At 54.8% G+C, this 21,668-nt stretch carries 21 protein-coding genes; 11 read left to right on the top strand and 10 right to left on the bottom strand.

Going from position 1 to position 21,668, the window contains the following annotated elements:
* Nucleotide 1: 1 nt before the first annotated feature.
* Nucleotides 2-1,090, bottom strand: a complete 1,089-nt coding sequence (locus tag F1379_RS19675) for a BMP family lipoprotein (protein ID WP_150272979.1) — start codon at nt 1,088-1,090, stop codon at nt 2-4.
* Between the two features lie 306 nt (nt 1,091-1,396).
* Here F1379_RS19675 and F1379_RS19670 point away from each other — a divergent pair, with 306 nt between their 5' ends.
* Nucleotides 1,397-1,945, top strand: a complete 549-nt coding sequence (locus F1379_RS19670) for an acyl-CoA thioesterase (RefSeq protein WP_150272977.1) — start codon at nt 1,397-1,399, stop codon at nt 1,943-1,945.
* An 86-nt stretch (nt 1,946-2,031) separates the two neighbouring features.
* Here F1379_RS19670 and rplT read toward each other — a convergent pair whose 3' ends face one another.
* The 4 genes from rplT to F1379_RS19650 form a co-directional block, all read right to left on the bottom strand.
* The gene (gene rplT / locus F1379_RS19665; RefSeq protein WP_150272975.1) at nt 2,032-2,391 is read right to left on the bottom strand and encodes a 50S ribosomal protein L20; all 360 of its coding nucleotides are present in this window, start codon (nt 2,389-2,391) and stop codon (nt 2,032-2,034) included.
* Between the two features lie 32 nt (nt 2,392-2,423).
* Nucleotides 2,424-2,624 carry a 50S ribosomal protein L35 gene (rpmI, locus tag F1379_RS19660; RefSeq protein ID WP_062320217.1) on the bottom strand — a complete coding sequence of 67 codons (201 nt, stop codon included), beginning with the start codon at nt 2,622-2,624 and terminating at the stop codon, nt 2,424-2,426.
* A gap of 61 nt (nt 2,625-2,685) precedes the next feature.
* Entirely contained in the window at nt 2,686-3,183 is a 498-nt protein-coding gene (infC, locus tag F1379_RS19655; protein ID WP_150272973.1) for a translation initiation factor IF-3, read from the bottom strand.
* A gap of 274 nt (nt 3,184-3,457) precedes the next feature.
* A complete protein-coding gene (locus tag F1379_RS19650; RefSeq protein WP_150272971.1) occupies nt 3,458-4,696 on the bottom strand; it encodes a glycosyltransferase family 2 protein in 1,239 nt (412 codons plus the stop codon).
* Nucleotides 4,697-5,094: 398 nt separating this feature from the next.
* Between F1379_RS19650 and F1379_RS19645 the strand changes: the two genes are divergently transcribed.
* Entirely contained in the window at nt 5,095-5,622 is a 528-nt protein-coding gene (locus F1379_RS19645) for a phosphatase PAP2 family protein (protein ID WP_150272969.1), read from the top strand.
* A 52-nt stretch (nt 5,623-5,674) separates the two neighbouring features.
* The gene (locus F1379_RS19640; protein ID WP_150272967.1) at nt 5,675-6,790 is read left to right on the top strand and encodes an MGDG synthase family glycosyltransferase; all 1,116 of its coding nucleotides are present in this window, start codon (nt 5,675-5,677) and stop codon (nt 6,788-6,790) included.
* A gap of 276 nt (nt 6,791-7,066) precedes the next feature.
* Here the strand turns inward: F1379_RS19640 and trmB are convergent, their stop codons facing one another.
* Nucleotides 7,067-7,783 carry a tRNA (guanosine(46)-N7)-methyltransferase TrmB gene (gene trmB / locus F1379_RS19635; RefSeq protein ID WP_150272965.1) on the bottom strand — a complete coding sequence of 239 codons (717 nt, stop codon included), beginning with the start codon at nt 7,781-7,783 and terminating at the stop codon, nt 7,067-7,069.
* 261 nt (nt 7,784-8,044) lie between these two features.
* A complete protein-coding gene (locus tag F1379_RS19630; RefSeq protein ID WP_150272963.1) occupies nt 8,045-8,224 on the bottom strand; it encodes a hypothetical protein in 180 nt (59 codons plus the stop codon).
* Between the two features lie 352 nt (nt 8,225-8,576).
* On the opposite strand from F1379_RS19630, the gene mnmL reads away from it, so the two are divergent.
* The 4 genes from mnmL (at nt 8,577) to F1379_RS19610 (ending at nt 12,183) form a co-directional block, all read left to right on the top strand.
* Nucleotides 8,577-9,530: a tRNA modification radical SAM protein MnmL/YtqA gene (mnmL, locus tag F1379_RS19625; RefSeq protein WP_150272961.1), complete on the top strand. Its 954-nt coding sequence runs from the start codon at nt 8,577-8,579 to the stop codon at nt 9,528-9,530.
* The gene (mnmM, locus tag F1379_RS19620; RefSeq protein WP_150272959.1) at nt 9,530-10,123 is read left to right on the top strand and encodes a tRNA 5-(aminomethyl)-2-thiouridylate-methyltransferase MnmM; all 594 of its coding nucleotides are present in this window, start codon (nt 9,530-9,532) and stop codon (nt 10,121-10,123) included. The genes mnmL and mnmM overlap by 1 nt, the downstream gene beginning before the upstream one ends.
* Before the next feature lie 24 nt (nt 10,124-10,147).
* Nucleotides 10,148-11,116, top strand: coding sequence for a type I phosphomannose isomerase catalytic subunit (locus tag F1379_RS19615; RefSeq protein WP_150272957.1), 969 nt, complete (start codon nt 10,148-10,150; stop codon nt 11,114-11,116).
* A gap of 95 nt (nt 11,117-11,211) precedes the next feature.
* A complete protein-coding gene (locus F1379_RS19610) occupies nt 11,212-12,183 on the top strand; it encodes an alpha/beta fold hydrolase (protein WP_150272955.1) in 972 nt (323 codons plus the stop codon).
* Nucleotides 12,184-12,351: 168 nt separating this feature from the next.
* Here the strand turns inward: F1379_RS19610 and F1379_RS30360 are convergent, their stop codons facing one another.
* The 3 genes from F1379_RS30360 to recQ are packed head-to-tail and all read right to left on the bottom strand — an operon-like array spanning nt 12,352 to nt 17,257.
* The gene (locus tag F1379_RS30360) at nt 12,352-13,473 is read right to left on the bottom strand and encodes a nucleotidyltransferase family protein (protein ID WP_150272953.1); all 1,122 of its coding nucleotides are present in this window, start codon (nt 13,471-13,473) and stop codon (nt 12,352-12,354) included.
* 17 nt (nt 13,474-13,490) lie between these two features.
* Nucleotides 13,491-15,407 (bottom strand): B12-binding domain-containing radical SAM protein, encoded by a 1,917-nt coding sequence (locus F1379_RS19600; RefSeq protein WP_150272951.1) that lies wholly within the window; start codon nt 15,405-15,407, stop codon nt 13,491-13,493.
* A gap of 17 nt (nt 15,408-15,424) precedes the next feature.
* Entirely contained in the window at nt 15,425-17,257 is a 1,833-nt protein-coding gene (recQ, locus tag F1379_RS19595; RefSeq protein WP_150272949.1) for a DNA helicase RecQ, read from the bottom strand.
* Nucleotides 17,258-17,574: 317 nt separating this feature from the next.
* Between recQ and F1379_RS19590 the strand changes: the two genes are divergently transcribed.
* From F1379_RS19590 to F1379_RS19575, 4 genes are all read left to right on the top strand, one after another.
* Nucleotides 17,575-18,600, top strand: a complete 1,026-nt coding sequence (locus F1379_RS19590; protein WP_150272947.1) for an RluA family pseudouridine synthase — start codon at nt 17,575-17,577, stop codon at nt 18,598-18,600.
* Nucleotides 18,601-19,583: 983 nt separating this feature from the next.
* Complete coding sequence (locus F1379_RS19585; RefSeq protein ID WP_150272945.1) at nt 19,584-20,363, top strand: sporulation protein; 780 nt, start codon at nt 19,584-19,586, stop codon at nt 20,361-20,363.
* A 306-nt stretch (nt 20,364-20,669) separates the two neighbouring features.
* Nucleotides 20,670-21,230, top strand: a complete 561-nt coding sequence (locus F1379_RS19580) for a hypothetical protein (protein ID WP_338046606.1) — start codon at nt 20,670-20,672, stop codon at nt 21,228-21,230.
* 2 nt (nt 21,231-21,232) lie between these two features.
* A complete protein-coding gene (locus F1379_RS19575) occupies nt 21,233-21,649 on the top strand; it encodes a hypothetical protein (protein ID WP_150272943.1) in 417 nt (138 codons plus the stop codon).
* The last annotated feature ends 19 nt before the right edge of the window (nt 21,650-21,668 follow it).

The following is a 21,668-nucleotide window of genomic DNA, read 5'->3' as shown; positions in this document are numbered from 1 at the left end:
ATTATTCGGCCGGAACTGTAACTTCTCCGGAAATGATCTTTTGCTTGAATTCTTCAACCTTAGCGAGGATTTCTTCAGTAACATTGGCTTTGGAAGTCTCAGGCAGACCTACACCGTTGTCTTTCAAGCTCAGGACAGTAGTAGTACCGCCTTGGAATGTACCGTCAACCACTTGCTGGGATACTTTCTTAACCGCTTCGTCAACGCGTTTGATCATGGAAGTCAGGGTTACATCGTCGCCAAATTCCAGGGATTGGTCTTTGTCTACACCGATTACCCAAACTTTAGTGCCGCCGGCATCGTTGCGGGATTTCGCTTCATTGAATACGCCATTGCCTGTTGCGCCTGCAGCAGGGAAGATAATGTCGTTGCCTTCGCCGTACAGGGTAGCTGCCATCGACTTACCGATATCCGGTTTGTCGTATGCGCCGGCATAAGTGATTTTCACTTCAGCATCAGGGTTAACAGCTGCTACGCCAGCCTTGAAGCCAACTTCAAAGCGCTTGATAACCGGGCTTTCCATACCGCCGATGAAAGCGACTTTGTTGGTCTTTGTGGTCAAACCTGCAACCACGCCCACCAGGAAGGAGCCTTCGTTCTCGGCAAAAGTTACGGATTCTACGTTAGGAGCTTCAACAACGCTGTCGATGATAGCCAGCTTGGCATCCGGATTGGCCAGTGCGACTTCCTTCAGAGCGTCGCCAAGGTCAAAGCCGATACCCCAAGTCAGATCGTAGCCGCCTTTAACGAACTGGTTAAGGTTAGGTACATAGTCTGCATTGGATTTACTTTGCAGGTATTTGATTTCCGCTCCGGCTTCTTTCTCAATAGCCTGCAGCGCTTCCCAAGCGGATTGGTTAAACGATTTGTCGTTAACGCCGCCTACGTCAGTTACCAGACCGATCTTGGCATCGGATTTAGGAGCTTCTGTCGGAGCTTCTGTTGCTGGTGCATTGGTTGCCGTTCCGGCGTTGGAACCTTCAGTTGCATTGTTGCCGGAATTTGCCGTGTTATTGTTGTTTCCGCAGCCTGCCAGAATGACAGTGAAAACAAGCATCATCACGAGCGACAGCTTGTAGACTTTCTTCATTGATCGAAATCCCCCTTCGAAAATTGGCTGTCTTTGTTATCTGCTTGGACATACCATTAGTTCAGATTATAACTGTTCAAATCCTTAAAATCCAGACAGAAATAACCCTGGGTCAATAAATCTTTGCACTTTTTTGCAAGTAAACGCTTCCTCTGCCACAATGATGACAGATGTATGTGAAGTAGATGTTACGAACACTCCAAAAAGCTGCGACGGGAATCAGCTCCTGCCAATTAGTATTGCACAGCAAGAGCTTTTCTATTATCATGATTGTTTACATAATGCATGAAAGGTGAGTACGGAAACATGGATGAACTTAATTCCCAGCAAGCAGCTACCGCTTTCAAATATTGCCGCGAATCGCGCGTATTTAAGACCGGCCGCGTCTTCCCTAATGATGTTAACAATCACAAAACACTGTTCGGCGGCAAGCTGATGAGCACCATAGACGAGGTAGCCTCCATCTCCGCTATGCGCCATTGCCGTACCAACGTCGTGACAGCATCGACCGATTCCGTCGATTTCCTGCTGCCTATCCGTCCCTCGGATTCTGTCTGCTTCGAGTCCTTCGTCTCCTGGACCGGACGCACAAGCATTGAGGTGTTCGTCAAGATTATCGCCGAGAATCTGTATACAGGTGTCCGTTCGGTAGCAGCCACGTCCTTCCTGACCTTCGTAGCTGTCCATGAAGACGGCACTCCAGCACCCGTGCCGGGCGTTCTTCCCGAGACCGAAGAAGAGAAGCTGGTCAGCGAACTCGCCGCGGAGCGCTCCGAGCTGCGCAAGGTCCGGCGGACCAGCAGCAAGAAACTCGCCGCCCAGCTAAGCACCACGAAGTACTGGGAAGGCCTGTAACGCTTTAGCGGAACAGAATCACCGCACAAAAAAGCACCGTCGCACGGGAATCCGTGGAGGCGGTGCTTTTCGATTTATGCTGACGCTTAAGCGTTGATCTTTTCTTTGGCTACTACAGCCAGAGAGTTGAACGCGTTCAGGTCGTTAACGGCCAGATCGGCCAGCATTTTGCGGTTCACTTCTACGCCAGCCAGCTTCAGGCCGTGTACAAGCTTGCTGTAGGACAGACCGTTCTGACGTGCAGCGGCGTTGATACGTACGATCCACAGCTTGCGGAAGTTACGCTTAGTTTGACGACGGTCGCGGTATGCGTATACCATCGACTTCATTACTTGCTCGTTAGCTGTTTTGAAAATGCGGTGTTTCGAACCGAAGTAACCTTTAGCCAGCTTCAATACTTTTTTATGTCTACGACGAACTACAAATCCGCCTTTAACTCTTGCCATATTAATAAACCTCCCAAAAATGTGTGATCAAACTATTTCAAGTTAGCAAGTCCTTGTTTCAAACGTCTTACGTCACCGGCAGCCATAACCGGGTTGCCGTTCAGTACGCGCTTGGCGCGTTTGGACTTGTGGGACAGCAAGTGGTTTTTGTGGGCTTTGTAACGCAGAACTTTACCGGATCCGGTAATCTTGAAGCGGCCTTTCAGGCTGCTGTGTGTTTTCATCTTAGGCATGGTGTTTCCTCCTTGAATATTATGCGGTGTCCGTCCGCCGGAAAGCGGCCGGTCCCGGAACTTATTGCGGCTTAGGAGCCAGGATCATAATCATGCTGCGGCCTTCCAGCTTGGGCTGGCGCTCTACAACTGAAATATCAGCCACTTCGTTCTTGACACGTTCCAGAATCTTCTGGCCGATGTTGGCATGGGTGATCTCACGTCCGCGGAAACGTACGGAGCACTTCACCTTATCGCCTTCGTTCAAGAACTTGATCACATTGCGGAACTTGGTCTGATAATCATGTTCCTCAATGTTAGCGCGGAACCAGACTTCCTTAAGGTCAACGACCTTCTGATTCTTGCGCGCTTCTTTTTCTTTCTTCTGCGTTTCATAACGGAACTTGCCGTAATCCATGATGCGGCACACTGGCGGTTTCGCCTGCGGCGCTACATTGACTAAATCCAGATTAAGATCGATCGCCATCTGCAACGCCTCGCGGATCGGCTTGATTCCGATTTGCTCGCCTTCCGCTCCAACCAACCGAACCTCTTTGGCACGAATTTCATCATTGATCATATGTTCCTTACTAATAACTCTCCACCTCCAGATCTTCTAGGGCAATATACGGTTCTCCATAAAAAAGGGGTGCCGGTACACACCCGACACCCCGTTTGATCAACGTTCATGAACTTAAAAGTCTCATAAAGCATTGAGATCAAAACCAGCCGGCATAAAAGCCAGTCAGGTGAGAAGCCGGTGCTTCTGCTTGAATCCCTATGTTTTGCATACTTGAATAATATACAACATGCTGCCGGATGAGTCAATAGCTCACAACATTTTTTTCGGAAAATTATACTTGCTTGCTCTGTACCTCTTCAAGCCGCACTACGCGCGTATGCTTGGTATGGCTCCATTGCTTGTTGTTCTGCGTGAAGAACGCATAGAACGTAATGGGATACCAGGAGAGCAGGTAGACTGGAAAGGCCAGCAGATACAGGTAGACCTTCTTGAATCTGACCTTCTCCAGCGCCATAGCGAGCAGGAAGGTCAGTACATTCGCCCCGATGGCAAAGAAGCTGAGCCACACAGGCAGATGCCCATAAATGTTCGCGATGTTCGGTCCATCCAATAATGCGCTGTCTACCCACATCACCGCCGTCATCAGAAACGTCAGGAGTACAATATATACATTGGCCCCATATAGCGCCAGATCGAATTTGGTAAGACTCCGCTCCTTGATGCTTTGCCAGATGAGCGGGAAGAAATAGCGGCGGGCGACCGTAAAGTGGCCCTGCATCCAGCGCAGTCGCTGTCTCGAGGAAGCCTTGAAGGTCAGCGGCTTCTCATCGAACACCTTGGCATCATAATTGAAGCGCGGATATACGCCCTTGGATGCGCTGCGCATCGTAAACTCCAGATCCTCGACCAGACTCGTCGCCCCCCAGCCCATCTCTTTGAGCAGTTGGGTCTCGAAGCACATTCCGGTCCCTCCAAGGAAGTTGGCCATATTCAGGTTGTAGCGCGACAGCTGCCACAGCCGGTTAATGTACCAGTAGGATACGCCGTAAGCGGCCGTAATCCAGGAATCCTCCGGATTCTTGGTGTCGATGTAGCCCTGAATCACACGTGCACCCGAGCACAGGTCGTTGTTCATTTCCCGCAAAAATTCGGTATGCGCCAGATTGTCGGCGTCGAACATGACCACCGCGTCATACTGGCGCGGCATCGCCCACAATTCCTTCAGCATCCACTCAATGGCATAGCCTTTTCCCCGGAGATTCTGGTTCGTGCGCACACAGGCATTCATGCCGTGCTCCCGGACGATGCGCGCTGTATTATCCGTGCAGTTGTCGCAGATAACAAAAACATCATACAGCTCTTTCGGATAATTAAGCTGCTTCAGATTCTCCATTAATGCCCCGACAACCTCTTCCTCATTGTGCGCTGCAACCAGCACGGCAAAGGACTTTTGCGGCGCAAAGTGCTGCTTGTTCTTTTTCCGGTGCAGTCCAAACAGCGAAAAACAGAACTGATAGACTGCGATTGCGGCCAAAATGACCTGCAGTGTGACAAATAACGTGTCCGTCATGATGGTTCATGCCCCCTTTTCACTCCTGGATGTGGTTGATCTTTTCTCTCTCTGGTTAAAAACGTTCTCTGACCCTTTTTACTTCGTTCCTTACCATAGACCAAGAGTTCCCCTTTTACTGGCAGACGCAACGTTTTTTATTTATGCCGCTTAAAAGTTGAGTATTCCATTTTTTGCATTTACCTTTATACTCTTATACCTTTAAACGGGTTCCGGCTGCTTGAATCATTGTACGGTGAAGGGGCATCTTAAGTCAAAACAGGCATTTTCCGCTTCAGGGGAGCTTTTCCTTGAAATGGACTGCCCTATAAAAGTATGATAAAGACAGCTTAGCGGCGCTGTATCTTTAGCTGCCAAACGACCTGACATCAATAGCCGGACTAGCGGAGGGACAAGATATGATACGGATTTTCAGAAAACTGCATGCCTGGGAACAGCGCCTGTTTCAATGGATAAACGGACGGCTGCACCACCCTTTTTTGAACTTCTGGCTCTTCTATCTTACCCATTTAGGCGGAGCTACAAGCACGATTTCCATCAATGGATTAATTTGGGTATTCTCTCCCCAGCCGCTCCGAACCGTGGGCTTGCAGGCCCTTGTGGCCTTGGCGGTCAGCCACCTGCCGGTCGCCGTCGCCAAGAAGCTGTATCCGCGGATGCGGCCCTACCTGGCCCTGCCCGGAACCAACACCTTTCATAACCCGCTCAAGGATCATTCGTTTCCTTCGGGACACACTACAGCCATCTTCGCCTCAACGGTCCCCTATATGGCCGCTTATCCCGGCCTGGCCGTTATCCTGCTGCCGCTGGCGGCAACCGTCGGGTTCTCGCGGATTTATCTTGGTCTGCACTACCCCTCCGACGTGCTGGCCGGGGCGGTCATCGGGACAGGCGTAGCAGCGGGTACCATTGCTTTCTGGGCCTAAGCTGCTCCATGGCGGCAAGCGAATACCATTTCGGGAACAGGTGAATCATACATTGCGCAAAAAAAGAGTGTTATTGCTGTCGGAAGGCTTCGGCGCAGGGCATACGCAGGCGGCATACGCCCTGTCGAGCAGCCTGCGCAAATTATCACCGCATATTCAAACCAGGGTCCTTGAGCTCGGGAGCTTTCTGAATCCCAAGATGGCCCCTTACATTGTGTCGGCTTACCGGAAGACAGTCACCTCACAGCCCAGGCTAATGGGGTATGTGTACCGGCACCAGAAATCATTTAACCGTCTTACCACGCTTGCCTTGCATCGGATATTTTATACGCACACCCAAAACATTGTGAGGCAGCTAAGGCCCGATATTATCGTCTGTACGCATTTTATTCCAAGCGCCGTGGTTTCCCGCCTGAAACGGCTGGACCCCGGCCTGAAGGTTCCGCTCGTAACAGTGATTACCGACTATGATGCCCACGCCAGCTGGATCAGCCCCGAGGTGGACCGCTATCTGGTCTCTACCCAGGAAGTGAAGACGAAGCTGCGCCAGCGCAGCGTACCCGGCGGCAAAATTCAGGTGACCGGCATGCCGGTGCACCCCAGCTTCTGGGAGCATCCGGGCAGGGAAGAGATTCTGGAGCAATTCGCGCTCCGCGATCTGCCGACTGTGCTTGTCATGGGCGGCGGCTGGGGCCTGATGAACGACGAGGTCGTGAACGAGGCGCTCCTTAGTTGGCGCGACCGGGTGCAGTTAGTCTTTTGTCTTGGCCGCAACGACGAGCTTCTGGCTGAAATGCGGCGCGACGCCCGCTACAACCACCAAAACATCTCTTTGATCGGCTTCACCCGCGAGGTGGACCGGCTCATGGAGATTTCCGATCTGCTGGTCACCAAGCCCGGCGGTATGACCTGCAGCGAAGGCCTCGCCAAAGGCGTGCCTATGCTCTTCTATCATCCTCTGCCGGGTCAGGAGGAAGAGAACTGCCGGTATTTTACCGCCGCGGGATTCGGCGAGCCGATTACATCGCTTGAGGTCGTCGATAACTGGATGAAGCGCCTGCTGTATAACTATGACGATGTCCGGACCAAGCGCAAGCGGCACCTTGAGGCCATCGGCCGGTACCATCCGATGCAAAGCGCCCAGAGCATTATTGATATGCTGGAATAAGCAGAGCAAGAACCGGTTAGGGATAGTCTGCGGTTCCGGAAGCAGGTTTCCTCCAACTTAAATAAAAATAAGCAGAGCAGCGATTCTCCGGTTAGGGAGGATCGCTGCTCTGCTTATTGGTATAAGTCCGTTACGTCCCGAAATCATTGCAAAAACTTGAAATAGCAGCACCTGAGTCCTTTAGCGGAAAGACCCTGGGATTATCCCCTTAAACGCCGAAGAAGCTGCCCAAATCAGCCATTTCTTGGCTTCGGGGGCAGCTCCTGGGCGGAAAGACTAGAGGCGGTATTTATCCAGACGCGTGGCCTGATAGTTCCGCAGCGCTTCCTCTCCGACAATGGCCTCGCAGCGGTGGATGTTAACCCCTTGATTATAGAACTTCGTCTCGTATTCGGTCATGACATGTTCCTCATTAACAACCCCATCCGTATGCAGGTCCAGCGAAATATTCTTCATCTGCAGGCCGAAATCGGCAAAGGCGTTCAGCGAAAATTCAAACAGACTGCGCGAATCCGTCTTCAGGTGAATCTCACCCAGCGGACTGAGCAGTCCGCGGTACTTATCAAGAAAACGCGGATGCGTCAGGCGGCGGCGCGCATGCTTCGCCTTGGGCCAGGGGTCACTGAAGTTCAAATATATACGTTCCAGTTCTCCCGGCGCGAACACTTCCTCCGCATAATCGATATTCGCCAGCGCCACCTTAAGGTTGGGCGGGGTTGTCTGCCCCTCCGGCTCCCAAACCGCACGCGCTTTCTCGGCTGCACGTCGGACCAGTTCGTCGTACATATCGACACCGATAAAATTGATCTCGGGATATTTATAGCTCATCCGGCTGATAAACTGCCCTTTGCCCATGCCGAACTCCACATGGATCGGATGATCGTTGCCGAACACCTCCGACCACTGCCCCTTGAGGCTGCGCGGGTCCAGCACCACAAGGTCCAGCTGCTGTTCCAGGCTTTCACGTATTCCTTTTCTTCCGCGTAAACGCATTTAGGTATTCCTCCGCTTGTCTCTTTGTCCAAATCACACATTCACTTGCAATATTGTGCCGAACTTATCCGCAAAAGTAAAGCAATTTACGGCAAAAATCAAAATAATCCGGCAGCGAAACGCCTTCGGCTGCCACTTTTGCAGGATACCCGTTAAATCTCAGGTAAATGATGTAAATAAAGAAATTCTCCGGCACGGAGATGCCGGAGAATTTCTGGTGTTGTATTTGGAATTGGGGTCCATGTATTCAACGTCTATAGTCTACCTTGCCGGGGTGTTAAAATCAAATTTCTTCTCGAATGCGTTTCTGATCTTGCGCTGCGCTTCGATCTTGATCTTATGGTTGCCGTTAAACTCCACGCCGGTCAGCGCGAGCGCTTCGTCGGGGGTAAGCTGGACATCAATAGGACCCTTCTCTGGATATGCTGTTTGAGAATTCATCGTGATCACCTCTTGTTAATTAGTATGGACGGGACGACACGAAAGTATGAATTCAATATATAGGGAAAATCGGCTGGTACGTGGCTTTTTTTACAATTTAAATATAACACAACGTGTAAGTAATTTCAAGTGAAAACGGCTTAATTTTCGCCTGTTTTTTTCCAGTTTCGGGTCCGTGCGGTTACGCTGTTCGCTGTTTTTTGATACAATAGGTAGGTTAAAAGGAACCTGCGGAATGCCCTCGAAGCGGGTGCCGCCGATTTCTGCCAGAATATAAGGATTATGCCGGGTGAAATTCAGCGGGTAGCCCCATAAAATAAACGTTCTTATATCAGGAAAGGAGCTTGCAACAATGACTTTACTTCAGAACTCCTCTCCGCTGCTGTGGGGGGACAAACGGTTTCATACCTGGAATTACGAAATGCATGAGCACATGGACACCAAGGTGTTCAAAGTCATGCTCGACGCTGGCTTCACCTGCCCGAACCGCGACGGATCAATCGCCAAAGGCGGCTGCACGTTCTGCAGCGCCCGGGGCTCCGGCGACTTCGCCGGCAGCCGCCGCGACGACCTGGTGACCCAGTTCAACAAGGTGCGTGACCGCCAGCATCTCAAATGGCCGAATGCCAAATATATCGGCTACTTCCAGGCCTATACCAATACTTATGCACCGGTGGAGGAACTGCGCGAATATTATGAGGTTATTTTGGAGCAGCCGGGCGTGGTCGGCCTGTCTATCGCCACCCGTCCCGATTGCCTGCCGGATGATGTCGTTGAATATTTGGCCGAGCTGAATCAGCGTACGTATCTGTGGGTGGAAATGGGCCTGCAGACGATTCATGAGTCCACCTCCCAGCTGATTAACCGGGCCCATGATACGCAGTGCTACCTGGAAGCGGTCGCGAAGCTGCGCCGCCACGGCATCCGCGTGTGCACCCACATTATTCACGGGCTGCCGCAGGAGACGCATGAAATGATGCTCGAGACCGTATCGGCCGTCGCCAATATGGACGTGCAGGGCATCAAGATTCATCTGCTGCATCTGATGCGCAAGACGCCGATGGTGAAGCAGTACGAGGCCGGACTGCTGCGCTTCCTGGAGCAGGACGAATATGTGAAGCTGATTGCCGATTCACTGGAGATTCTGCCGCCGGAGATGATTGTGCACCGTCTGACCGGCGATGCCCCGCGTGACCTGCTCGTCGGGCCGATGTGGAGCCTTAAGAAATGGGAAGTGCTCAACGCCATCGACGCCGAGCTCGTTGCACGGGACACCTGGCAGGGTAAATACTGGAGGAAGGGCTGATGGGCTTCATCTCGGTCTTGAGCTTTGCCCATAAATTGACCGCCGAGCGCCTCAGTGCCGGCGGCCGTGCCATTGACGCCACCGTCGGCACCGGGGCCGACACGCTGGCGCTGGCCCGGCTGGCCGGACCGCGCGGCGCGGTCTGCGGCTTCGACATCCAGCCGGCGGCGCTGCGCCTGGCCGAAGAGCGCCTGCGCCTGGCGCGCGAGGAAGCGCCCGCGGCGCTGGCGCCCGTGACGCTGCTGGCGCGCAGCCACGCAGCGCTGCTGGAATCCGTTCCGGCCGATTGGCCCGGAACGGTGTCAGCGGTGATGTTCAATCTCGGCTATCTGCCTGCGGCAGATGCCGACAAGAGCATCATCACCGAGCCCGAAAGCACGCTGGCCGCGCTGGATGGCGCGCTGTCCGTGCTCCGCCCCGGCGGCATCATCACCGCGGTGCTGTATCCGGGCCATCCCGGCGGCGAACGCGAAGCCGCCGCCGTGGAAGCCTGGGCGGCTGCACTGCCGCAGCAGACGGCCCAAAGCATCGTCTACCGCCAGCTGCAGCGTGCGGACGCTCCGTATGTAATTGCGGTTGAAAAGAAAAAATAATGTTTGGGAGAGGAAGATGCTGTAATGACGAAACCATATCCTTTAAAATTTCAACCCGAGTTTAAAGAGCGTGTCTGGGGCGGACGCGCACTGGAGAAATTCGGCCTCGATCTGCCCGAAGGCCACATCGGCGAAGGCTGGATGATCGCCGACCATCCGAACGGTACTTCCTCGGTCGTCAACGGTGAGCTGGCCGGCCAGGGCCTGGATCAGATCCGCGAGCAGTTCGGGCACGAATGGTTCGGCAGCAAGGGAATTTCCGAAGCCGGTGGCCGCTTCCCGCTTCTGATCAAGCTGCTGGACTGCAATGACAACCTGTCCGTTCAGGTTCATCCGACCGATGATTACGCCGGCCTCCCCAAAGGCGAGCTGGGCAAGACCGAAATGTGGTATGTGCTGGATGCCAAGCCCGGCGCCAAAATCATCTACGGCCTCAAGGAAGGCGTAACGCGGGACACCCTTCGGGAAGCACTGGAGAACGGAACGGTTATGGATTCGCTCCAGGAAGTGACCGTACAGGCGGGAGACACGTTTTATATTCCGGCCGGCACTGTTCATGCGCTGTGCGCCGGCGTAGTGGTGGCCGAAATCCAGCAGAACTCGGATACTACATACCGCATTTACGATTATGACCGCCCGGGTCTGGACGGCAAGCCGCGTGAGCTGCACATTGAAGATTCGTTGAACGTAACGGCCTATGAAGGCGCCGGAGCGACTTCCATGAAGACAGACGGTGCGGTTCCCGGAGAGTGGCTGCAGATCGCCTCTTCTCCTTATTTTATCGTGGAAAAAGGGCTGGTGAACGGCGAATGGAAGCTCGCCACCACCCCGGAGAGCTTCACGATTCTGGTCATCTGCGAAGGCAACGGCCATCTGACCTGGGAAGGCGGCACCCAGCCTTATGCCGCAGGCGAATGTTATCTGGTACCTGCAACGCTCGGGGAATATGCCATTGAAGGTCATTCCACCGTGCTTCGTTCTTATTTGCCGTAAGGCTTATTCCTATTCGGTCCTGCGGGTATGCAGATTCGTGTGCTTTCATATGCTACTCATGGCAGTAATATTCTAAGGCTTCAGGAGGACGGGCGATGCAGGAGACCAGCTTTGTGATGAGCGATCCCATTGGCGTGCGGATTCATGTCTATGAATGGCTGCCGGAACCGGACGCGCCGGTGCGCGGCATCGTGCAGATTGCACACGGGATGTGCGAGACGGCAGCGCGGTATGCCCGTTTTGCAGGGGCGCTTACTGCGGCCGGCTACGCCGTCTATGCCAATGACCACCGCGGCCACGGCAAGACGGCCGGTCAGGTCAGTCTGCTTGGCGACGCCGGAGAAGACGGCTTCTACTGGATGCGGCGGAACATGCTGCAGCTCGCCGAAACTGCCCGTGCCCGGCATGAAGGGCTGCCGATCTTCCTGTTCGCACATAGCATGGGCTCCTTTCTCGCCCAGAAGCTGATGTGCGAGGAAGACGGCCGCGTGTATGCAGGCTACATTCTCAGCGGCACCAACGGTCCGCGCGGCATGCTGAAGACAGGCGAAGCGCTGGCTTCGCTCCAGCTGAAGCTGCGCGGTGAGCTGCACCGCAGTGTGTTATTAAATGCCCTTGTATTCGGTGCATATAACCGCTCCGTGTCTCCGGTCCGCACCGCCTTCGACTGGCTCAGCAATGATCCCGAAGAGGTTGACCGTTTTATTGCCGATCCCTTCTGCGGCGCAATCTGTACCACCCGTTTCTTCCGGGATTTCTTCCGGCTGCTGCAGGATATCCATACCTCGGAAACCCTGCTTGCCCTCTGCAAGGATAAGCCGGTCTATCTCTTCTCGGGCGCCAAAGATCCTGTAGGCATGAACGGCCAGGGCGTACTGCGTCTGGCCGAGATCTACAAGAAGCACGGCGCTGGCGACGTGGAATACCGGCTGTACCCGGAAGGCAGACATGAGATGCTGAACGAAGTCAACCGTGATGAGGTGACCGCCGATGTGCTCGACTGGCTGGTACGCCACCTGCCGGCCGAGTCTCTGCTCTCAGGGGTAAGCGAGGGCGGCCGGAGCTGACCATTGGTGCCATCCGTGTTCCGCAAGAGCGCATAACAAAATCCGCAGCCGGCATGCCCTTGAGAGGCAGCGCGGGCTGCGGATTTTTTTGCGGACTGGGCGGACTCCATGCCGCTATTTCGCGTTAATCAATCTTTTTATCTGCGTCGAGCACAGAGGAGTTTGAATTCAACGCGCTGCTCCTACCGGAGTCCAAGGCTCCACTTTCAGCTCCGGCCACAGCCGCTGCCATTTGTCCGTTTTGTTCCGGTAAACCTCTTCCGTCACCAGCGCTTTGTTAGCCCTCAGCTCCATTGCAAAGAGATCCCCCAGGCCGAAGGGCGCATAGATATGCCACTCATCCTCCCCCGACCACCGCACACCCAGGGAAGTAACCGTTGTCGGCCAGCTGTCGATGGCGGCTTCCAGAGACGTGTAAGGGGCCAGGCGGACCCCAAATTTCCTCTCGTACCATAGATGGACGCGGGCCTGATTCTTCAAATCGACCGGTAGAGGAGCATCGGCAAAAAGCTTGCGCCCCCGGGCAATCATCCGGTCCTCCGCTTCATAGCTTAAATCTTCCCCGTCATAGTAAATGATATCGATGTCTCCGATTCCGTAGTCCGGCTGCCGCCCGGAAAGGCCGTTCCATACGGTCTGTACAAGACAGCCTGCCCCGATGTAATACGGATATGGCTCCAATTCACGGACAAGGCGGAATACCTCCATCAGCAGCGGACTCTGCCTAAAATGTCCAATCAGACGGCGGCGCAACGCCTCCTCTTGATCCATGTATCCTTGAGGACCCGGAAGAGGCTCATCCTGCAGCGGATATTGCATAATTCTCTGCTGCCCCTTCATACCGCTTCGCCGCAAGCCGTAATCCCGGAAGCCTGCGCGCGCATAAAGCGCAAGCGCGACGTCATTCCGTTCATTCACTGCCAGCACAATCTCGCGCACGGCAGGCAGCAGGTTACGGACAAAGCAGGGCAGCAGCGCCAGCCCCGCCCTGGCGATTCCTTGACCCTGACTGGCCTGATCCACGAGAAAGGCACGCAGCAGCACTGTTTCCGGCCACTTGGCATAGAAAGACGCAATGTCCTCGCCCGTATGCAGAACAAAGAAGCCCACCGGCTGCTCTCCCGCCAGAATGACTACCGGAATTTTACCTGCGTTGCTCAGCGCTTCATCCAGCGTCTCCTCCGGCATTCCGGTAAACTTCGCCTGCTCCGCAGGCAAGCGGAAGGCCAGCAGGTCTTCCCGGTATTTCTCCTCGAATCCTGCCAACCTAACCGGAAGCTTGCCGCCCATACTCCTGTGACTCCCTTCTATATCGGCAGCGCAACGTATTGCGCCTGCTGATTCTCCTCTTGCTGGTACAGCACCACCAGCAGCGTCCGACCTGCGGCGGAATCCGGATCAAATTGCGCCCGGTCTGCATCTGTTGGCGAAGTATCCGCCTCAGATGAAATAGCTATGCCTCCGCCAGCTTCAACTAGCGCTTCCGCCCCGGCTGTGGCGCCACCTGCCTCGGCCCGCGCTTCCGGCTCGAACCCGGCAGCGCCTGCCCCGGCGGTCAACCCGCTGATGGACGCCAGCACCGGCTCCAGCCGGAACGGCAGCACCTCCAGCATGACGAACTTCTGCAGCTCGCGTTCGCTGTAGCCGGCTGCGGCCAGCTTGGCCGAGACCAGCTCCGGCCGGTCGGCAATTTGCTTCATATGCTTGGACCAGTCGCCCTTGTCCAGCACGTAGTCCCACCAGATTTTGCGCGGCTTGAATTTATGCTGCAGGAAATAATCCAGCTTCATCAGCCCGGTGACAATGTCCATGGACGGCGTCCCCCGGTCCGTGAGAAAAGCCAGCAGCCGCGTAAACAGGTCCTCCAACTGGTGGCCGATCTTTTGCCAGCCTTGGACTTCCCAGTAGTCCCCGAATTCCTGGAAGAAGTCAAACGGCGAGGTGAACACATGCCGGATCAAGTATTTGACGGTATGATCCAGCCGGTGGCTGTTCCAGTATTTCTCCAGCACATCCTCCAGCCGCTTCAGCCGGATAATATCGGAGAACGGCATTACATGGCTGCTGAGAATCTCATAGGGCGCATGCTCCATGTAGGTGTAATCGTATTTGGCCGCCTGGGCCCGGAGGCCGGTGCCGCGCAGCATTTTTAAGAAGCCCAGCTGCAGCTCCTCCGGCTCCATCACAAACACATCATTAAAAGTCTTGCGGAAGGTGGCGTAATCCTCCATCGGCAGCCCGGCGATCAAATCGAGATGCTGGTCAATGTTGCCGCTCGCCTTGATCTTCATCACGGTGCGGGACAGCTTGACGAAATTCTGGCGGCGCTTGACGAGCTCGTTCGTCACATCGTTGGTCGACTGCACGCCGATCTCGAAACGGAAGATGCCGGGAGGGGCATTCTCCGCCAGAAAATCCAGCACTTCGGGACGCATAATATCCGCCGTAATCTCAAACTGAAAAATACAGCCCTGATGGTTGTCAATCAGGAACTGGAACATCTCCATCGCGTAATTGCGGTTGATATTGAAGGTGCGGTCAAGGAACTTAATCACCTTGGCCCCGCCTTCGATCAGGTAGAGCAAATCGGACTTCACCCGCTCAATATCATAATAGCGTACGCCCACTTCAATGCTGGAGAGGCAGAACTGGCAGTTGAACGGGCACCCCCGGCTGGTCTCAAAATAAACGATCCGTTTGCCGAGATCCGGCAGGTCCTCGGGAAAACGGTGCGGCGTAGGCAGCGTGTTGAGATCGCTTTTGGGACGGGGCGGGTTGACGATGACTTCGCCGTCCTTGCGGTAAGCGGCACCGAACACATAATGGAACCTGCGCTCATCCCGCAGCTCCTGCAGCAGATGGTGGAAGGTCTCCTCCCCGTCGCCGCAGACAATGAAATCAACGCCCGGCTCACGCTTCATGAAGGCCAGCGGCTCATAAGAGACCTCAGGTCCGCCCAGCACAATTGCCACTTCCGGCAGCACCTGCTTCAGAATGCCGACCAGCTTGAGGGTCTCTTCGATATTCCATATATAACAGGAGAAGCCGATGACATCCGGCCGCTTCTGGAACAGGTCCGACACGATGTTCATCACGGGATCTTTGATGGTGTACTCCGCCAGCACGATGTCCGGAAACTCTTGCTCGCTGTACGCCTTCAGAAGACGGATGGCCAGCGAGGTGTGGATGTACTTGGCGTTTAAGGTGGCCAGGATGATCTTCATGTGTGGTTTAACCCTCTTTACAGTTCATTTTGAAAAAAATCGAGAAACGGCTTGCCGTATTTCCGGTATTTGACCTCACCAACGCCCTTTACCTTCAGCATCTCCGCTTCGGTCTGCGGGCAAACGACGCTCATCTCGCGCAGGGTGGCATCGTTAAAAATAATATACGACGGCACATGCTCGCGCCCCGCCAGCTCGCGGCGGATCAGCCGCAGCTGCTCGAAGACCGTCTCGTTGACCGCCGACGGCGAATAATCGCGGCTGCGGCTGCGGTCCCGCCCGCCGGAGGCTCCGCCCCGCGCGGGACGGACAACGCGCTGATGCACCTCGCGCTGGCCGCGCAGCACCTCGGCGGCCAGCGGCTGCAGCCGCACGACCGGGTACTGGCCTTCGGAGAGGGCCAGGTAGCCTTCCGAGATCAGCACGTTGATGACCTCGGTGATCTCCTTCTCGGTGCGGCCGGACATTGCGCCGTGCGTCGGCAGTGATTCGAAGCCGTACTGCAGCACCTTCTGGTTGCGCGAGCCCTTCAGCACCGAGGCCACCAGCGCGATGCCAAAGCGCTCGCGCATGCGGTGGATGCAGGAGAAGATCTTCTGTGCATCCACGGTGATGTCAATCAGCTCACGCTCATCAGTGCAGGAGCTGCAAATACCGCAGGTATCATCGCCATGCGCCTCGCCGAAATACTCCAGCTGCGCAATCCGCAGACAGCGGGTTGTATAGCAGTAATCGATCATCTGCTGCAGCTTGCGGTATTCGTTCGCTTTACGCTCCGTATCCTGCGGGTTCTGCTCGATCAGGAACTTCTGGGTCATAATATCCTGCGCACTGAACAGCAGGATACATTCGCTCGGCTCGCCGTCACGTCCGGCGCGCCCGGCCTCCTGTACATAAGCCTCCATGTTCTTCGGCATATTGTAATGGATGACATACCGGACGTTCGACTTGTCGATCCCCATGCCGAAGGCGTTGGTCGCGACCATCACGCGGATGTCGTCATACAGAAACCCTTCCTGGCTCTCGGCCCGCTCCTGGTCGCTCATTCCGGCGTGGTAACGCCCGGCGGCGACGCCGCTGGCCTGCAGCCGCTGGTACAGATCGTCGACCTCTTTGCGGGTCGCCGCATAGATGATGCCCGGCTGATGGGCATGCGAGGCCGTGTACTCAAGCACGTACTCGCGTTTGTTCTCGCCGCGCAGCACGGACATCGCCAGGTTGTCCCGGCCGAGTCCGGTCATGAAGACGCCCGGCTCCCGCAGGCGCAGCAGCCGGATCATGTCGTCCATGACCTCCGGCGTCGCCGTGGCCGTAAAGGCCGCGAGGATCGGCCGCTGCGGCAGCTCCTCGACGAACGGCGCCACCGCCAGGTAGCTGGTGCGGAAATCATGGCCCCACTGCGACACGCAGTGCGCCTCGTCCACCGCCACGCAGGAGATGGATAGGCCCGCCATTTCCAGCCGGAACCAGTCCAGCTCCAGCCGTTCCGGCGCGACATAGAGCAGCTTCAGCTCGCCGCGGCGCGCGGCGCGGATGCGTTCATTCACTTCTTTGCCGCTAAGTGTACTGTTTATATAGGCCGCAGGAATACCGGCCGTTGTGAGCGCGTCTACCTGATCCTTCATCAGGGAAATCAGCGGCGACACGACCAGCGTCAGCCCCGGCAGCAGCAGTGCCGGAACCTGGTAGCAGATCGATTTCCCGCCGCCCGTAGGCATGATGCCCAGCGTATCTTGGCCCTCCAGCAGGTTTTGCACGATCTTCTTCTGGCCTTCGCGGAAGTCCGGATAACCGTAGTACCGCTGCAGCTCCGCCTGCGCCTGTTCCATGGTAGGTGCTTGAATGTTCATATCGATCATAACTCCTTAAGACTGTCTGTCTTTAGTTTACCGGGCATCGCGAAGCTCGGCAACCGCCCGAACGCAAAAACCCCGCACAAATGTTTGCCATCGGCCCTAGTCTGGCATCCACCCGCAGATGTATCGGACGGTTACCTGCCGCTTGATCTGCCTCTATAAAGCTCATTCAGGCTTAACCCGAATACGGTCATCCTGCAGACATAGACCATTTACGGAGGTGACCGCCTGGGCGGGCGCTCCCGATAGTTTTTTTGGCGTGTGCATGGTATATTGAGGAGTACAATTCTACAGGACGGAGAATGCTTAACATGGATAACAAACGCAATTCGAATAAAGGCGACAAACGGGGCGCCAAGCCCGGACAAGCCGCCAGACCGAAGAAGCTGCCCAATAAACCTCCATATAAAAAAACCGGCAAGCCGCAGGCCGGCCCCGGTCGCAGACCCGCCCCGGCTCCGGTAAGAACCTATCCGGTCACCGAGCCGGCTGAGCTGCTTCCATTTCTGCTGAATGTCATGGGCAGCCGCGGACGCAATTCGGTCAAGTCCATTCTCGCTCGTGGACAGGTCTCGGTGAACGGTCAATCCGTGACCCGGCACAACTATCCGCTGCAGCCCGGTCAGACGGTCGCCATTAACCAGGAGAAGACGGCACCGGCCAAGGAACTCCATGGCCTGAGCATCATTCATGAGGATGACGACATCATCGTGATCCAGAAAGAGGCCGGACTGCTCTCCATCTCCGCCGGGGATGACAATGAGCCGACAGCGTACCGCCAGCTGATGGAGCATGTACGTCTCAGTAATCCGAAAGCCCGTATCTTTGTCGTACACCGGCTGGACCGGGATACCTCCGGGCTCATGATGTTCGCCAAGAGCGAGGCCATCCAGCAGGCGCTGCAGACGACCTGGAAGGACAGCGTCAAGGAACGCGTCTATGTCGCTCTGGTCGAAGGCTCCGTGAAGAAGACCGAGGGAACGGTCAGCTCCTGGCTGAAGGAAACCTCTACGCTGAAGATGTACTCCAGCCCTCATGAAGGCGATGGACAGCATGCAGTCACCCATTATAAGCTGCTGCAAGGCAACCGCCATTTCTCGCTGCTGGAAGTGCGGCTGGAGACCGGACGCAAGAACCAGATCCGCGTCCATATGTCAGACATCGGCCACCCGATTGCCGGAGATAAGAAATACGGTGCAACCACCAAGAGTGTGGGGCGTCTCGGGCTGCATGCGCGTGTGTTATCCTTTGTTCATCCGGTCAGCGGAGAGCTACTGACGTTCACCAGTGAAATCCCCCGTACCTTCCTGAAGTACACCGCTCCCGCTAGCGAGTAGACATTCCGGATTGTCTCCGCAGACAAGACCGTTGCCCTACCGGGACGTTATGAATAGCCTTGAATTACTCGCCGGAACAGACATCTCCCCGAATAGGGGGATGTCTGTTTTGGCCTATTGGCATATATAATATATAAGTTGAATTTAAGATTAGCCTGAATAAGGCCGGAAAGTGAATTAAAGTTATGGACTTCATACGCTGCCCATTCCCGATCTCCAGATGAATACCGCTAGTTGCTGTTGAGTTCGCTGGCAGCAGGCTCTGTCCGGCTCTGTTTAGGTATGATGGACATAGGCACCCCCTATCCAACAAGGATAAATGTATTTCGTACAACTATTTGTTAGATATGCACCCATCTTTGAAGGATAGATGTACTTTGTGCAACTAAAATCAGCATATGGGGATCAAACTGCCTTAAAGCAAGAAAATAGATGTACGAAATACAACTATAGCCGGGAAACGGCCTGTTTAGGTGGATATAGTTGTACAAACTGCAATTAGCAGCGGGTAGTGAGGTCATTAAGAGCAATAGCTGCTGTCGCCTTTAGTCATGGGTGCTCTTGGCCTTCCTCATCTATCTTATTGATTTGACCTGTGTGGAGGATAATCACGATCTGCATTTCAGTAGCTTAAAACGATGACAGCCCGTGCTCCGCCTATCAGCTTTTACTGCGGAAAGCCATCAGTCGGAGGCCGGAACCGCAACAAGCGGTATAAATCAAGAAATCTACGGACGGGAAGCGACCGGAAGTCCAAAGGTTTTCTTGCGTCATGGCTAATCCCAACACGAAAATCTTTAGTTCAATCTATATAGAAGAAACCGCTATCATCTCTGCCATAACCTCATGCTGCGGCATTTCCAGCACCGGTATGCCGGATCGGCGAAAGCAGAAATTTCTCTAAAATTTTCTATTACCGGGTGAAACCAAGCTCAGGGTCCCGGCGTATCAGAATTATTATCCATAAGGAGGAGTTCACAGAAATGTCCATGTTCAAAAGAATGCTCGCGAGCGCCGGCATCGGCGCCGCCGAAGTCAATCTCATGCTCCATCAGGACACGGTGCAGGCAGGAGATACACTCAGCGGAATCGTCCGCATTCAGGGCGGACGCGTCGACCAGAAGGTTGATGATGTCTACGCCTTCGTCAAGACCCGTTATATCCGGGAGCACAATGACTCCAAGAGCAACGTGGAAGCAACGATCGCGAAGTTTCTGCTTGCTTCCGGATTCATCGTGGAAGCGGAGAAGGCCTACGAATTCCCCGTATCCTTCCGCCTGCCTGTGGTCACACCGGTGACGATGGGCCGTACACCTGTATGGATACAGACCGGGCTTGACATTAAGGAAGCCGTTGATCCGAAAGACGAGGATTACCTTCAGGTGCTGCCTCATCCGCACGCTGCAGTGGTACTGGACGCAGTCACCCAGCTCGGCTTCCGGCTTCGCGAGGTCAGCTGTGAACATGCTCCTCATTACGGTAAAAGAAACGGCCTATCGTTCGTGCAGGAATTCGAGTTCGCCCCTTCGAGCGAATTCCGCGGACGGCTCGACGAGCTGGAGATTATGTTCTACCCCGATGAGCACGGCGTAGAGCTCCTGCTGCAAATCGACCGCAGAGCCCGCGGACTCTCCGGGTTGTTCGCCGAAGCGATGGATACCGACGAGAGCTTCGTGCGGCTGCGGTTCGACCGCAACCAGCTTGAGGCCGGCACAGCATATATTGCCGAGCAGCTCGCCGGAACGATCCGCAGATACGCGTAATTCAAGCGTCTACGTCGGCTTGCAGTTGCTTGAAGCGCTCCTCCTTAGTTGGCTTCCACAAACGCCACAAGCCCCTCCGCGCCGGAGGGGCTTTAAGCTTTTATCCAGATCGGATGCTCCTGGTGTTAGTGGGCGCTATCTCTGCCGAGGCCATGCTCGGTGAATGCAGTATATAACGATACGATGGTTCCCATACGCCAAAATCACCTTCTCCTGCATTGAATCGCTCCTTAATGAGGGGTTATCATTGCTTCCAATATATCGGAAGCGACAGGCATTTCCCCTTCGCTCGGGACGCATGGTACAATGAGAATTGAAGCTTACATTGATACATGGAACAGGAAGGTGCCGCTTTTGTTTCATCCGACGGTATTTGAGAATTTAAAAATCTCGCTGGAGAACCAAATCTACGACTACGATAATCTCGACGGGATCCTTGAGGTCACCGGCCGTACCGATGTGCTGGATCTGGCAGTGTTCTCACGTGAATTCACCCTGTCCTTCAGACTGAATGGTGCGGACAAAGTGACTGCGGAAATCGTGCTTCTGGCCTCAGTGAAGGACCTGGGGGACGAAATTCTGGAGGTAGAGGGCAGCCAGCCCGGCTGCAAGCTGCTGCTGCGCTTTTATAAGAAGATTAGCGATGCTGCTGTACAATGTCCGGCAATTGAAGCCGTTCTGGGCAAATATTGGGGTTCGGAGATACAGCCCAAACAAATCTTAAGCTTCCATTATGGCGGCGAAGCCATGTACGACAACTGCATTACGCTTCCTTTCGGACGACAAATCAACGAGGCGCAGATGGAGGATTTACCGGAGCTTCTGGAGAATCTGCTGCAATGCGCCGGAGAACTGGAGAATGTGTAACGATGAAAGTAACGGAATCGATATTAAGTTTCATGCCGCCCGCCAAGGACAACCGCTGGTTTCAATGGTACCTGATTTATGCGCTGATCATTACGGTCATTCTGTCGGTGTACCGGTTTCTGGTGCTTGGAGCAGAGTTTGACCTTGCACTGCTGGGGCGTTTCGCCCTGCTTGCGCTCGCCTTCTCGGGAATCGTCCATATCTGCGGCTGGTTCGGCGGCAAATGGGTCTGGCTGATTACCACGGCCGGGCTGATTGTCGGGTTCTACACGATGTTCCGTTATTCGGGCCGGAATATGTCCGGATGGGAGGATCTCGCCAGCTTCCTGGCGTTTATGATGTTTGCCGCCGGAAGCTTCGTACTCGGACTGATCGTAGAAGGCGTACGCTGGCTGCTTCAGCGGATGCGCGGGGTGTAGCAGAACAGCAGCAGAGTTA

This window comes from Paenibacillus tepidiphilus, assembly GCF_008635795.1.
In the GTDB taxonomy this organism is placed as follows: domain Bacteria; phylum Bacillota; class Bacilli; order Paenibacillales; family Paenibacillaceae; genus Paenibacillus_AQ; species Paenibacillus_AQ tepidiphilus.
This window is presented reverse-complemented; position numbering and strand designations above follow the sequence as displayed.

Bases quoted from the DNA above. Each gene is read 5' to 3' on its own strand.
- F1379_RS19610 (WP_150272955.1), top strand. From the start codon at position 11,212: ATGCAGGAGACCAGCTTTGTGATGAGCGATCCCATTGGCGTGCGGATT.
- F1379_RS19615 (WP_150272957.1), top strand. From the start codon at position 10,148: ATGACGAAACCATATCCTTTAAAATTTCAACCCGAGTTTAAAGAGCGT.
- F1379_RS19590 (WP_150272947.1), top strand. From the start codon at position 17,575: ATGGATAACAAACGCAATTCGAATAAAGGCGACAAACGGGGCGCCAAG.
- recQ (WP_150272949.1), bottom strand. From the start codon at position 17,257: ATGAACATTCAAGCACCTACCATGGAACAGGCGCAGGCGGAGCTGCAG.
- rpmI (WP_062320217.1), bottom strand. From the start codon at position 2,624: ATGCCTAAGATGAAAACACACAGCAGCCTGAAAGGCCGCTTCAAGATT.
- F1379_RS19600 (WP_150272951.1), bottom strand. From the start codon at position 15,407: ATGAAGATCATCCTGGCCACCTTAAACGCCAAGTACATCCACACCTCG.
- mnmM (WP_150272959.1), top strand. From the start codon at position 9,530: ATGGGCTTCATCTCGGTCTTGAGCTTTGCCCATAAATTGACCGCCGAG.
- F1379_RS19575 (WP_150272943.1), top strand. From the start codon at position 21,233: ATGAAAGTAACGGAATCGATATTAAGTTTCATGCCGCCCGCCAAGGAC.
- F1379_RS19585 (WP_150272945.1), top strand. From the start codon at position 19,584: ATGTCCATGTTCAAAAGAATGCTCGCGAGCGCCGGCATCGGCGCCGCC.
- F1379_RS19670 (WP_150272977.1), top strand. From the start codon at position 1,397: ATGGATGAACTTAATTCCCAGCAAGCAGCTACCGCTTTCAAATATTGC.
- trmB (WP_150272965.1), bottom strand. From the start codon at position 7,783: ATGCGTTTACGCGGAAGAAAAGGAATACGTGAAAGCCTGGAACAGCAG.
- rplT (WP_150272975.1), bottom strand. From the start codon at position 2,391: ATGGCAAGAGTTAAAGGCGGATTTGTAGTTCGTCGTAGACATAAAAAA.
- infC (WP_150272973.1), bottom strand. From the start codon at position 3,183: ATGATCAATGATGAAATTCGTGCCAAAGAGGTTCGGTTGGTTGGAGCG.
- F1379_RS30360 (WP_150272953.1), bottom strand. From the start codon at position 13,473: ATGGGCGGCAAGCTTCCGGTTAGGTTGGCAGGATTCGAGGAGAAATAC.
- F1379_RS19630 (WP_150272963.1), bottom strand. From the start codon at position 8,224: ATGAATTCTCAAACAGCATATCCAGAGAAGGGTCCTATTGATGTCCAG.
- mnmL (WP_150272961.1), top strand. From the start codon at position 8,577: ATGACTTTACTTCAGAACTCCTCTCCGCTGCTGTGGGGGGACAAACGG.
- F1379_RS19675 (WP_150272979.1), bottom strand. From the start codon at position 1,090: ATGAAGAAAGTCTACAAGCTGTCGCTCGTGATGATGCTTGTTTTCACT.
- F1379_RS19650 (WP_150272971.1), bottom strand. From the start codon at position 4,696: ATGACGGACACGTTATTTGTCACACTGCAGGTCATTTTGGCCGCAATC.
- F1379_RS19580 (WP_338046606.1), top strand. From the start codon at position 20,670: ATGAGAATTGAAGCTTACATTGATACATGGAACAGGAAGGTGCCGCTT.
- F1379_RS19645 (WP_150272969.1), top strand. From the start codon at position 5,095: ATGATACGGATTTTCAGAAAACTGCATGCCTGGGAACAGCGCCTGTTT.